This window comes from Paenibacillus sabuli, from assembly GCF_014705605.1.
GTDB classification, from domain to species: Bacteria; Bacillota; Bacilli; order Paenibacillales; family Paenibacillaceae; genus Paenibacillus_D; species Paenibacillus_D sabuli.
The window spans coordinates 1-12,928 of record NZ_JACXIZ010000077.1 but is presented as its reverse complement, the minus strand read 5'-3'; the positions used below and the strand labels follow the sequence as shown (position 1 = coordinate 12,928).

The following is a 12,928-nucleotide window of genomic DNA, read 5'->3' as shown; positions in this document are numbered from 1 at the left end:
CGGGACGCCGGCGGCGACCGCTCCCGGCGGCACGCTGCGCGTGACCACCGAGCCGGCGCCGATCACGCAGCCCCGGCCGAGCGTCACGCCGCCGATCACCTTGGCTCCGGCGTAGAGGACGACATCGTCCTCGACGATCGGATAGGCGCGGCCCTCGCCCTTGCGGCCATGGCTGCCGAGCGTCACCTGCTGGAAGATCGTCACGCCGTCGCCGATCCGCACGTCCTCGCCGATTACGATCCCGGTCGGATGCGGCAGCTTGAGCCGCGCGCCGATCTCGGCCAGCTCCGAGACATAGCACTGATAGCGGGTGCGCGCGACGTAGTTGAGCACCTGCACGAGTTGGCGCCGCAGGCGTCCGCTGCGGTGCAGGTAGCGGCCGTGCCGGTAGAGCAGCAGCACCTGGAAGTTGATCGAGAACAGCACCGTCAGCACGCGCCGCCGCAGCCGGGAGCCGCCGCAAAAGCGCAGGTCCCGCCCGAGCGCGCGCAGCACCGCGCGGTAGCCTCCACCGCCGGATGCGGCTTGGTCCGCAAGATCAGGATTCGGTAACGGAGATGCCTCCTGCACCTGTGTCATGGCCCTCCCGCTCCTTTCTTCGATTGAATCGGTGTCGATTAAGGGGTATCGATGCGCGCCCCGAGCTGCCGCAGCTTGCCCGCGATATTCTCGTAGCCGCGCTCGATCTGACTCACATTCGTAATGATGCTCTCGCCCTCTGCGATCAGCGCCGCCAGCACGCAGGAGGCGCCGCCGCGCAGGTCGGTCGCCGTCGCGTGCGCGCCTTGTAGCGGCCGACCGCCCTCGACGATGGCGGTGTTGCCGAAGGCGTGGATCGATCCGCCGAACTTCTTGAGCTCCTCCACATAGCGGAAGCGGTCGGTGAAGCGCAGATCGGTGATCGTGCTCTTGCCCGCCGCCGTGAAGGCGAGCGCCGCGAAGATCGGCTGCATGTCCGAGTTGATGCCCGGGTACGGCGCCGTGAACAGGTCGAAGGCGCGCTTCTGCTTTTTGCCGGAGGCGTATACCGCCCCGCCCCACTCGAAGACGTCGACGCCGATCTCGCGCAGATGCCGCACGTCCTCGCGGATGAAGTCGAGGGAGAAGTCCGCGATGCAGATCTCCCCGCCGGTCATTGCCGAGGCGACGATGTAGGTCACCGCCTCGTCCCAGCCGGGCATGATGGCGTAACGCACGCCGCCTTGGATCCGGGACTGGCCGTCGATCTGCACGACACGATTGCTGCAGCTCACCTTGGCGCCCATCAGATTCATCAGCTTGGCCATCTCCATGATCTCCGGCCGCGTGTTGGCGTTGAGGATCGTCGTGCGTCCGGAGGCGAGCGCCGCGGCGATCATGAGATTCTCCGTGCCCGACGTCGTCGGCAGGTAGAATTCGATATCCGCGCCGACGCCGCCCTCGGAGGCGACACGGATGCCGGCCTCGGTCTCCTCGATGCGCGCGCCCAGCCGCTGCAGACCCATTAGATGGAGATCGTACTTGCGATCGCCGATCTTGCAGCCGCCCGGCATCGGCAGCAGCAGCTCGCCGCGATGCGCCGCCGCCAGTCCGAGCAGCAGCAGCGAGTAGCGTATCTCGCTCGCCTCACGGTTCACCGTGCCCCGCGGGAAGTCGCCGCGCGCGCAGGCGAGCGAGCTGCCCTCCAGGGCGATATACGCGCCGGCCTCGCGCAGCACGCGGATCAGAATCTGCACGTCGCGCAGCTCGATCGGCACATTGTCCAGTATGGTCGGCTCCTCGCCCAGGCAGGCGGCGGCGATCATCGGCAGCGCGGCGTTTTTGGCGCCGGAGAGCCGGATCGTGCCGGACAGCTCGCGGCCGCCCTCGATCCTCATCGTCTTCTGTTGATTCGTGCGCTGATGCTCCATTGTCATGGCCATGCCTTGTCCACTCCTGTCCTTTGATCTACTTGTCTCTGCGAATCCAGTCCTGCGGGACATCGATCGGCCGGATCGTGCGCGCCGGCACGCCTCCGGCCACCACATCGGCGGGAATGTCCTTGGTGACGACACTGCCGGCGGCGACGACCGTATTGCGGCCGATGCGCACACCCGGCAGCACGACGGTGCCGCGGCCGAGCCAGACGTTGTCGCCGATGGCGATCGGTCGCGGCGCGGCGGACGCTCGCGCATCCACCGGATGATAATTCGAGTCCATCAGATTGACCATCGGCCCGATGATCGTGTTGTCGCCAATCGTGATTCCGCATTCGCAGCCGATGTCGAGGCCGTAGTTAAAAAACACGTTGTCCCCGATCTCCAGCCTGGCGCCCCGCGCCACATGAATCGCCGACGGGAAGGGCTGCGCGTGAAAGGACACGCTGCGGCCGATCATCAATTCGCCGCGGTTGACCACCCGCAGCCGCCCCCGCACGCGGGCGAGCGCGCCGACGCGGGTTGCCGACGCCTTCAGCAGCGCCATCCCCTTCATTACCGCCCACGCCTTGCCCAGCGTAATCTTGCTCGGATATGCGCTCATGGCCATCCCTCCCCTGCACACTCAGGCGCAGTAACGTTACTCATTCACTCTATTGCCCGCCAACTGACCTCACCCTAGCCCTTCGTCTGCGCAGCTCGCCGTCCCCCGCTGCCCGGGCCCGGGGCCTGGCGAGGCGCCATAGTCCTGCGGGCGGGCGACTAGGCCTTCGCCGGCGCTGCTCGCCGGCGCCCGGGCGGGCGGCGCTCCAGCAGCTCGCCGTACAGCCGATCGACTTGCTCGCTGACGCGCGCCATGTCGAAGTGCTCGCGCACCCCCGCCCGTCCCTGCGCGGACAGCGCCTCCCACGCCTCCGCGCCGGCAGCGTGCAGCCGACGCAGCGCGTCCGCCAGCGCGGCCTCGTCGCCATCGCCGACGATGAGCCCGCCGCCGGTGCGGCGCACCACCTCCGGCGCGCCGCCCGAGTCGGCTACGATGACCGGCGTGCCGGTCAGCAGCGACTCGATGATGACGCGGCCGAATGGCTCCCGGTCGGAGAAGTTGATCGTCACGTCGCAGGCGCTCATCGCCTCGAGCGGACGGGAGTCGTGGCCTGCGAATTCGACGCGGTCGGCGATGCCGGCCCGCTCCGCTTGTCGCCGGAGCCGCTCCAGGTAACGCTCGGTCCCGTCCATCGCCGTGCTGCCGACGATCCGCAGCCGCCAATTCGTCACCGCGTGCTCGGCGAGCTGACGACATGCCTCGATCATCAGATCGTATCGTTTCCACTCGACGATCCGGCCGAACGTGCCGATCACCAGCTCGCCGTCTTCCATGAAGCCGCGCCGCGGACGATCCGGCCAGCGCGCGGCGTCGACGCCGTTGTAGATGACGCGCTTGCGCGCGCGGGGCAGCGCCGAGGCGACGAACTCGGAGATGCAGACGACCTGGTCGAAGCCAGTCGGCAGCACGCGATTGAATAGCCGGGAGTCGGTATGATCGCGATGATGCCAGATCAGCTTGACGCCGCGCATCAGGCGCAGCGGCGCGACATACCACGGCGCGCGCCAGCCGTTGGCGTGGATCAGCTCGATCCCCGTCTCGCGTACGAAGCGGCGCAGCCGCAGGACCGCGCGGACGTAGCCGAGTCCCAGCCCCTGCCTCACGCTCGGCAGCGCCAGCGGTACGAGCGTACAGCTCTCATTCAGCTCGTGCGCATACGCCGTATCCGGCGGGCAGACGAGATAGACGCGGTAGCGCGTGCGATCGACGTAGTTGATCAGATGGATGAGACTTTGCTCCGCGCCGCCTTTTTGCGCCGAATGCGTGACGAACATCAGACGCGTGCGCCGATCCTCAGCACGCACCGCGCCACCCGCCGCTCCGGATGCATCCTTCGTACGGCTGTGACGCACCTTCGCACTCATCGCGGCACCGCCTGCGCCGCCTGGCCTGGCTGGACCTGCCGCTCCGACTGCGGCCCGTGTGCGGCAGCGGCGCCTGGCTGCATGCCGAGCGCTCGCTCCAGCACGCGCCGGTGATCGTAGTGCTCGCGAATGTAGGCCTGGGCCGCCGCCAGCAGGCCGAGCGCCGCCCGGCGGTCGCCGAGCAGCTCGCGCACCGCAGCCGCGAAGCCGTCCGCCGTGTCGGCGATCCGGATCTGCTTGCCGTCCGCGAGCCCTGTGCCTTCGCAGCCGATCGAGGTCGAGACGACCGGCAGGCCGTGCTGGATCGCCTCGATCGTCTTGAGCTTGACCCCGGCGCCGTGCCGCATCGGATTGACGAACAGGTAGCCGCTGCGGTAGATCGCATCCAGCGACGGCGGCGAATCATGCAGTTCTACCCGGCTCAGATCATACGCCTGCAGCCAGCCGAGACCCTGGCCGCGGCTATTGCCGGCAATGACGAAGCGGTATTCCGGATCGGCGATGAGCTGCGGGTGGACGCGGCGCAAGTACCAGTCGATCGCCTCGCGGTTGTTCGGCATGAACAGCGAGCCGATGAAGACAACCCGCGCCGCCGTCAGCGGAGCCGGAGCGAAGCGGCCGCGCGCGACCGGCGGCGGCAGGAAGACGCTGCGCCGCTCGGGGTAACGGGCGCGGAAGGCCGCTTCTTCCTTGCTGGAGATGAACAGCCAGCCGTCCGTCTCCTGCAGCAGGCGTCTTGCGAGCCGCCCGAACTTGTAGCTCTCCGACCAGTAATACAGCTTGTGCAGCGGCCGCTTCGTGCTGCCGGCCAGCGCGCGGAAGTACGCCCGCTCGTCATTGTGCACCCGCAGCAGCGCCTCGCCGTAGCGCAGCGTCGGATTGTGCAGCACCGGATAGACGTAGTCGCCTTCCAGCAGCACTGCGTCGTAGGCCTCGCCGATCTCGGCCTCCGCCAGCGACCGCCGCGACAGCACCTGCAGCGGCAGACCGCCGAGCAGATCGGCCGGACGCGTGCGGCGCGGACAGGCGAGGATGCGGCGCGCATAGCGCTTCATTTCCGCCAGCTCCTCGTCCCCCGGCGTCTGCGCCGTGCAGACGATCAGATCGACCGTGCAGCCCATCTCGCGCAGCACCTGGATGCGCCCCCACATGTCGACGCGACCGCCGTGGTCGGCAGGATAGGGATAATCGTTGCATGCAATCAGCAATTTCATTCGGCCTTCGCCTCCGTTTCGCGGCTTGTCGTCTTGTCCTCCCGGGGCCTTCTCGTCCCGCCTGCCAGGCGACTTGCCGCGTTGTCGCCTTCGGCATCGGGGCTCCCGGCCTCGCCGCCGCGGCGGTCGTCCGCTTCGTCGTCTGCGGCGCCGCCCCTTCCCCATACGCTGAGGAAGGCCAGCAGCAGCCACACCTCATACTTGATCTCCAGCGTCACATACAGCAGCGACAGCAGCGTGAACACGAGACCGACGTACAGCACCAGGCTGCCGCGGGCGCGCGCCAGCATGCCGCGAATGAGGACGAAGAAGAACACGACCGTGCCGATGCCGCCGAACATCAGCCATTGGAAGAAGCCCGACTTGACGCCCAGGTTCTTGTCCGAGCTGACATAGTTGAGCAGCTCCCCGGCGTTGATCTGGCTCATCCCGAACACATTGTAGTAGAATTCCGACAGCAGTCCGATCACCTGATTGATATAGGCCTCGAAATAGACCAGGTAAGCGCCCGTCCCGACGCCCAGCGGATGATGCAGCACCGTCAGCAGCGCGATCAGCACCGTGCCCAGACGAGTGTACGACGACGTATAATTTTCCATGTCGTTGGCGAACGAACTCAGCACGCTGCCCGAGAAATAGAACACGAACAGCCCCGCGCCGAGCAGCGTCACCAGCAGCAGGAGCATGTTTTTTTTGCGCTTGAAATTCATGAATTGCAGCATCGTCACCAGCATCGTCGCCAGCGCGATGACCAGGAAGCCCTTGGACGACGTCGTCAGCACATAATAAGCGGCAAACACGCCCAGGTAGAGGTAAGCGAACATGCGCGCCGATTGCCCGGCGAGGCGCCGCGCCAGCACCAAATAAATGGCGCCCAGCACGACGACAATCGAGCCGGTCGTACTGCTCTCCGAGGTCAGCATGCGCACCCGGTAATACGGGCCGCTGCCGGAATGCAGCCCGGGCAGGGCGTAAGGCATGCTCGCCAGCTCGACGAGCATGACCGCAAACAGCAGCGACAGCACGGCGAAGAAGCTCAAAAACAGCCAGCGGGGGTCGGTGAGCCGGCGCAGCAACAGCGTCACATGCCGCACATACAGCAGGATCAGCACCAGATAGATGCCGACCTTGACCGCCTTGACGAGAATGTTCTCCGAGCCGTACGCATACGTCCCCTGCAAAAATTGGCCGAAGACGTACAGGCAGCTGATGACCGCCAAATACGCCAGGAAGCCGAGCAGTTGCCGCTGCAGCCGCGTCAAGTCCGCGATTCGCTTGTGCCGGGCGAGCAGGGCCAGCTCGCAAAAAACGAAAACCGGCGCCAGCAGAATGATCGGCGTGCGGCCGATCTCGCCGATCCGATTGACCAGCGGGAAATCCTGGTATACCGTCAGCACGAGCAGCACGGCGAGATACAGCGCATAGATCGGCTGCCGGGCGCGCGTCCGCTCTCCCGCCCCGATCCGCTCCCGCGCCGCGGCCAGCCGTCGTTGCAGACCGCTCGGCATAGCGGCAGCGCCGGCTATCGGCAATCTTGCTTCGGCCCGCCTCGCGACGGCGCGGGCGCGACCGCGCTCTCGCTCATACGCCCCCGCGCTCATGTCCGGCCTCCCAACCCGCGCGACCCGCGCGGCGCCGCGGCCGGCGCGCCAGCGTGTCCGCGTACAAGCGCTCGATGCCGGCGAGCATCCGCTCGGCATGAAAGCGCGCTGCGAACGCGGCGCGGCAGGCCGGTGCCATCTCGGCCAGCGCCCGCTTGTCCAGCCCGCGAATGATCGCGGCCAGCTGCTCGGGGCGGTCAAAGTCGAACAGGTAGCCCGTCTCCCCATGCGCGACAATCTCCGGCAGCGCGCCCCGATTGCTCGCGATCACCGGCTTGCCGCCGCGCAGCGCCTCGATCGCGACGATGCCGAAGCCCTCCCAGCGCGAGGGCACGACGAGTGCGTCGCAAGCGTCGATGCAGCGGCCGATCTCGGCATTGGGCACCCAGCCGAGCCGGGTCACGCCGTCCGGGATGTCGCACGCCAGCCCGCCCAGCACCGCGTCGCCGACGAGCTGCAGCGACACGCCGGGGAAGTCTGCGCCGCGGAACGTGTCCATCAGCACGTCGAAGCCCTTCTGCCGGTCGAAGCGCCCGATATACAGCAGCCGGATCGGCGGCGGCTTCGACGGGAGGCGCTCGCCGAGGAAGTCTGCGGCAGCGACTGCCGGCGCGCTCGCCGTATCGCCAGTCCCGGCTTCCTCCGTCGCCCCGGACAGCGTTCCCGGCTCTGAGCCCGGCTCCGGTCCCGCGTCGCCTCTCGCGGCGGGATTCTCCGCCTTCTCCTGCCCGGAAATGCCGTTGTAAATCACGCTCGACTTGGCGGCCGGGATGCCGATGCGCAGCGCGGCGCGATGCTCGTTGGCCGAGATGTTGATCACCCGGTCGGTGCGCAGCGCGAGCAGGCGCTCGGCCAGTCCGTACAGGCGCCGCTTCCAGGGCGCCGTATCCATCAGGAAGGACCAGCCGTGCGCGCAATAGACGACGCGCGGCCTGCGCCCGCCCGGCGGCAGCGCCAGACGGACGAACAGTCCGGCGAACGTGCCGTGTACGTGAACGATGTCCGGCGCCAGCCGGCGCAGCAGACGCCGAATATGCAAGAGCGCCTGCAGCATCGCCAGCGGGTGCCTGCGGTACGGATACAGCAGCAGACGGTCCGGCGCGACGCGCAGCGTCCGGGCGGCCTCGTCTTGCTGCGCCGCGATCAGGTAGATGTCGTGCCGTCCGCTCTGACGGATGAGCAATTCGTTGAGATGCGTCTCGATGCCGCCCTTCGAAAATTCCGTGACATGGACGATTCTCGCCATCGCCTGCCTACCTCCCTCCCCGACCGGCGCATGCCGGCTCTTGTGCATTAGAATGCATTAGAATGCGTCTCTCGCCCCGGCCAGCACCTTGACCGTGCGCAGCAGAATGAGCAGATCGAAGCGCGTATTGCGCCTGCGAATGTAATGCAGATCCAGCTCCACCATCTCGGCGAAGCTCAGCTCGTTGCGCCCGCTCACCTGCCACAGCCCGGTACAGCCCGGCACGACCGCCAGCCGCTGCCGATCGTGCGCCGTATACTCCGCCACCTCGCGCGGCAGCGGCGGCCGCGGTCCGACCAGCGACATCTCGCCGCGCAGCACGTTGAGCAACTGCGGCAGCTCGTCGATGCTTGTCTTGCGAATGAACTTGCCGATGCGGGTAATGCGCGGATCGTCCTTCATCTTGAACATCGCGCCTTCGATCTCGTTGCGCGCGAGCAGCTCCTGCAGCAGTTCCTCGGCATTGTGCACCATCGAGCGGAACTTGAACATGCGGAAAGGAAGACCGTCCTTGCCGATCCGCGTCTGGCTGAAGAACACCGCGCCGCGCGGGTCCTCGAGCTTGATCAGCAGCGCCACGAGCAGCAGCAGCGGCGCGAGCAGCACGAGACCGATCGCGGCTGCCGTCATATCGAGCATGCGCTTGATCGCCAGGTACGCGCGTCGCTCCTTGGCGCCTGCCGCCATGCGCTCCGGAGAGCGGTAGCGGTGGCCGCCGCGCAGCACCAGCTTGGCATCGCGGGACGAGGGAGAGTGCATCGCCATGTTATTCCCCTCCCGCCGCCAGCAGCGGATTGACACGCTCGCGGGCCATGATCGAGTCGAGCGCCTCCAGCAGCGGATGCTTCAGCTCGTTGCGGCGCAGCGCGAAGTCGAGGCTGGTCAGGATGAAGCCGAGCTTCTCGCCGACGTCGTAGCGCATGCCCTCGAAATCGTAGGCGTACACGCCCTGGTCCAGATTCAGCTTGTGAATCGCATCGGTCAGCTGGATCTCGCCGCCCGCGCCGACCTCCTGCTCCTCCAGATACGTGAAGATCTCCGGCGCCAGCACATACCGGCCCATGATCGCCAGATTTGACGGCGCCTTGCCGGCGGGCGGCTTCTCCACGAAGCGGCTCACCTGATACAGCCGATCGTACTTCTCCAGCGGGGCTACGATGCCGTAGCGGTGCGTCTGCTCGTCGGGCACGCTCTGCACGCCGATCACCGACTTGCCCGTCAGCTCATACTGCTCGGCGAGCTGGCGGACGCACGGCGTCTGCGCCTGCACGATGTCGTCGCCCAGCAGCACGGCGAACGGCTCGTTGCCGATGAAGTTGCGGGCGCACCAGACGGCGTGGCCGAGCCCCTTGGCCTCCTTCTGCCGGATATAATGGATGTCGACGTTGGAGGGGCGGCGCACCTCGTCGAGCAGCTCGAACTTGCCTTTGCTGAACAGATTGTCCTCGAGCTCGAAGGCATGGTCGAAATGATCCTCGATGGCGCGCTTGCCCTTGCCGGTGACGATGATGATGTCCTCGATGCCCGACTCGACCGCTTCCTCGACGATATACTGGATCGTCGGCTTGTCGACGATCGGCAGCATTTCCTTCGGCATTGCCTTTGTAGCCGGCAAAAAGCGCGTGCCCAAACCGGCGGCGGGAATAATCGCTTTTTTCACTTTTTTCATCATTCATCACCCTATCCCTTACAAAATTTATGAATCTCTTTTTTTGCTCATGGGGCATCCAACCCCGCCTCACACCACACCCTTGACGATGAACGTCTAAGGCTGGCCTGACGGCCGGCCCACAGCGCAGTCGAGTGCCTCCGGTGATAGAGGTGCAGGAGACATTACCTTCCTCATCCTTTTAAAAGAGCTGGACGCCTGCTAGCTGCTGCCTGCCTGTTCGCCGTAATAGGCGTAATAGCTTTCCGCCTTGCTGCGTTTGACGTTGTTGAGCACCACGCCCAGCAGCCGCGCATTGACATGCTCCAGGCTCGCCTTGGCCTTCCGCGCGCTCTCGCGCTTGACGTGCCCGGAGTCGATGACGAGCACGACGCCGTCGCATTTGCTCGCGACAATCTGCGCATCGGTCACCATCATGATCGGCGGCGTGTCGATGATCACCACATCGTACAGGCGCGAAGCAGTCTCCAGCAGCGCGTTCATGCGCCGCGAGACGAGCATTTCCGACGGGTTGGGCGGGATCGGCCCGGAGGGCAGGATGCTCAGGCCTGCGATGCTCGTCGTCAGCAGCGCGTCCTTGAGCTCCTGCTGCTGGCTCAGCACCGAGGTGAGTCCGCCGCGATTGCTGACGTCGAAGATATGATGCTGGGTCGGCTTGCGCATGTCGGCATCGATCAGCAGCACGGTCCGGTGCGCCTGCGCATAGGTGACGGCGATATTCGCCGAGGTCGTGCTCTTGCCCTCGCCCATTGTGGAGGAGGTGACCATGATCGTGCGGATTTCGTCGTCCAGGTTGGAGAAGGCGACATTCGTGCGCAGCATTTTGTACGCCTCGGAGATCGGCGACTGCGGATTGGATTCGGTAATGAGCGGCCATCTACGCTTCGTACGTGACATTTTTCTCCCTCCTTGCGCCGGTCTGCAGCTTTTCCTCGCGGTAGCGGGTCAGGTCGCCCTCGCGAATCCGCGGAATGACCGATAGCGTCGGCAGTCCGAGCAGCTCCGTGATGTCCTCCTCCGTCTTGATCGTGTCGTCCAGATAATCGAGCAGGAAGGCGATCCCCACGCTCAGCATCAGCGCCACCATGAAGGCCGCGGCGATGTTCAAGGGCGGATTCGGCGCGATCGGCGGCGCCCCGGCCTGCGGGTTCGCTTCGTTCAGCACCGACACGTTGTCCATCTTCATCAGTACCGGAATTTGCGAGACGAATACCTTGGAGACGGCGTTGGCGATCTTGGCCGCCCTGGCGTACGAGCCGTCCTGCGCCGTGACGGACATGACCTGGGTGTCGTTGATCGACGAGACGCTGACCTTGCGAATCAGCTCCCCGGAGCTGACGCCCAGATCGGGATAGCGCTCGACGACGAGATCCATGATACGCGGCGTTTTGATGATTTCCTTGTACGTCTTGACCAGTTGAATATTGGAATTGATCGTGCCCAGGTCGAGCTTGGCCAGCAGATCGCTGGAGCCGCCCGTCTGATTGACGATCAGCTTCGTCGAAGCCTCGTATTTGGGGGTGATGAACGTGTACGAGTACACGCCGGTGGCCGTGCATGCGACCACAATCAGCAGCAGAATGAACCATAGCCGTTTGCGAATTACGCTCCAATACTGTTTGAGCTCCATGTCATTCCTCCCGTCTCGTTTCATTCGTCCATCGCGCCGCGCCTGCGGTCGTCCATTGCACGCCGCTTGCAATCGTCCATGGGCATGTCCGTCGTCGTCTATTCATTGCGTCTGCAATCGTCCATGGAACCATGTCTGCGGTCGTCCGTGGAGCCACGTCTGCGGCGGACGCCGGACCTTGTCTTCACACCCGGCGGCTCAGACGGCGCGAGAGCCAGCCGAGCCGCGGGCCGGCCGGCGCGACCTGCACGACCGGCAGATCGTGCGCGATGCGGCGCGCATTGTCGCGCAGCGTCCGGACCAACGCCCCTCCCCCCAGCATGGCCAGCTCGTTGTAGGCGGCGGCGAGACCGGGCGGCCGGCGCTGCGTGTTGTGCGTGTCCGAGGCGACGGCATGCACGAGGCCGCGTCGGACAAATGCCCGTACGGCCCGCCGGATAGCTCGTCCATTGTCGCCGAGCAGCGAGGCCGCATTAACCTGGGCCAGAGCGCCCGCCTCCACGAGCCGCTGCAGCGCCTCCGGATCGGTCGCCAGCCGCTTGTGCCGCTCGGGATGCGCGATGACCGGCAGCATATGCACCATACGCAGCTCATGCAGCAGCTCGATCGCTGTCCGCTCGTCCATCGACGAGGGCAGCTCCAGCAGCAGGTAACGGCTGCCCCCGAGTGTCAGCAGCCGGCCTGCGGCCGCATCCTCGAGCGTCCGGCGACCGGCGCGCACCTCTTGGCCGGGAAGCACCTCGACGCCGATACTGCGCCTTCGCAGCGTCCGGTTCAGGGACGCCACCCGCTCCAGTACAGGCTGCGAGGCAGTATCGAAGCGACTGTCGCCGGTATGCGGCGTGGCGATCATGTGCGTGATCCCGTCGGCGGCGGCCATTTCCGCCATCGCGACCGCTTCCGCCTCGTCGGCGGCTCCGTCGTCGACACCCGGCAGGATGTGACTATGAATATCGAACATTTTCACACCAATTATTATTCATTTCGCGACCTCCAAGTCAAATGAAAACGACTCTCACCATGCTTTGGCGAGGCTTGTCCGCGACTTAGTTGGCATAGAGTCTATCCATTGCAGCGCCCTATCCCAGACAAAACCTTTCCGCTACACACGGCACGCCTTGGACGATTACTGCCGAAAGCTGCTGAGAATCGCAGAGCGAACCTGCGACACATGCGGTTATTATTCAATTTGTGTAATTGTGGGATTGATTATAATTCATATCGAATTGAAAAGTAAATCATTTTTTGAAAATTCTCATGTAAATTTTCAGAAAACAGGGCGAAAGACCTTTGCAGGTGGAACGCGGACTACTTGCCCGGATGCCCTTGGCAGCTTGGACGCTTGGACGCTTGGGAGCCATTCTTCCTGGCCCCGTGGCAGCCCAGACGACTTTGGCAGCTTTGGCAGTTGCGCTCCCGGGGGCCTTTGGCAGCTAACGGTTGCCGCAGCGGCTATTCGGCCTAAAAAGGCTCGTTTCCAATTTTAACGGTTGTCACCGTGGCTATTTCCTTGAAATCTTCCTGAAAAGACAAGATTTAAGAAAATAAGCACTGTGGCAACCGCTAGCCTGCAAATGTCCTGATTTTCTGCGAAATAAGCTCGCTCACAACCATCCCTCGTATTTAAGAGGGTTGCTCACGAATGCTCACGCATTCGCAGGATTTCGAGATTTTGCACAAGTCGCACCTTGGCGGCGTACGACGA

12 protein-coding genes are annotated in these 12,928 nt (G+C 65.0%); all 12 read right to left on the bottom strand.

All coding sequences use genetic code 11. The features are described 5' to 3' along the window. Positions 1-579, bottom strand: a 579-nt coding sequence (locus IDH44_RS27070) for a serine O-acetyltransferase (RefSeq protein ID WP_190921686.1), incomplete at its 3' end; no start/stop codon positions are given. A 38-nt stretch (positions 580-617) separates the two neighbouring features. Then, positions 618-1,901 carry a UDP-N-acetylglucosamine 1-carboxyvinyltransferase gene (locus IDH44_RS25715; RefSeq protein ID WP_190921685.1) on the bottom strand — a complete coding sequence of 428 codons (1,284 nt, stop codon included), beginning with the start codon at positions 1,899-1,901 and terminating at the stop codon, positions 618-620. Positions 1,902-1,926: 25 nt separating this feature from the next. Next, on the bottom strand, positions 1,927-2,499 hold the full coding sequence (locus IDH44_RS25710) for a DapH/DapD/GlmU-related protein (RefSeq protein WP_190921684.1): 573 nt from the start codon (positions 2,497-2,499) through the stop codon (positions 1,927-1,929). Positions 2,500-2,657: 158 nt separating this feature from the next. Then, positions 2,658-3,863: a glycosyltransferase gene (locus tag IDH44_RS25705; RefSeq protein ID WP_190921683.1), complete on the bottom strand. Its 1,206-nt coding sequence runs from the start codon at positions 3,861-3,863 to the stop codon at positions 2,658-2,660. Then, the gene (locus IDH44_RS25700) at positions 3,860-5,077 is read right to left on the bottom strand and encodes a glycosyltransferase family 4 protein (RefSeq protein ID WP_190921682.1); all 1,218 of its coding nucleotides are present in this window, start codon (positions 5,075-5,077) and stop codon (positions 3,860-3,862) included. Before IDH44_RS25700 ends, IDH44_RS25705 begins: the two co-directional genes overlap by 4 nt. After that, positions 5,074-6,678, bottom strand: coding sequence for a hypothetical protein (locus IDH44_RS25695; protein WP_190921681.1), 1,605 nt, complete (start codon positions 6,676-6,678; stop codon positions 5,074-5,076). The genes IDH44_RS25700 and IDH44_RS25695 overlap by 4 nt, the downstream gene beginning before the upstream one ends. Continuing rightward, on the bottom strand, positions 6,659-7,924 hold the full coding sequence (locus tag IDH44_RS25690) for a glycosyltransferase family 4 protein (protein WP_190921680.1): 1,266 nt from the start codon (positions 7,922-7,924) through the stop codon (positions 6,659-6,661). Before IDH44_RS25690 ends, IDH44_RS25695 begins: the two co-directional genes overlap by 20 nt. Before the next feature lie 57 nt (positions 7,925-7,981). Continuing rightward, on the bottom strand, positions 7,982-8,683 hold the full coding sequence (locus IDH44_RS25685; protein ID WP_397326850.1) for a sugar transferase: 702 nt from the start codon (positions 8,681-8,683) through the stop codon (positions 7,982-7,984). Positions 8,684-8,690: 7 nt separating this feature from the next. Further along, a complete protein-coding gene (galU, locus tag IDH44_RS25680; protein WP_190921687.1) occupies positions 8,691-9,593 on the bottom strand; it encodes a UTP--glucose-1-phosphate uridylyltransferase GalU in 903 nt (300 codons plus the stop codon). A gap of 201 nt (positions 9,594-9,794) precedes the next feature. Beyond that, positions 9,795-10,490 carry a polysaccharide biosynthesis tyrosine autokinase gene (locus IDH44_RS25675; RefSeq protein ID WP_190921678.1) on the bottom strand — a complete coding sequence of 232 codons (696 nt, stop codon included), beginning with the start codon at positions 10,488-10,490 and terminating at the stop codon, positions 9,795-9,797. After that, positions 10,471-11,223: a YveK family protein gene (locus tag IDH44_RS25670; protein ID WP_190921677.1), complete on the bottom strand. Its 753-nt coding sequence runs from the start codon at positions 11,221-11,223 to the stop codon at positions 10,471-10,473. Before IDH44_RS25670 ends, IDH44_RS25675 begins: the two co-directional genes overlap by 20 nt. A 184-nt stretch (positions 11,224-11,407) precedes the next feature. After that, complete coding sequence (locus IDH44_RS25665; RefSeq protein WP_223870048.1) at positions 11,408-12,184, bottom strand: tyrosine-protein phosphatase; 777 nt, start codon at positions 12,182-12,184, stop codon at positions 11,408-11,410. Positions 12,185-12,928 lie beyond the last annotated feature (744 nt).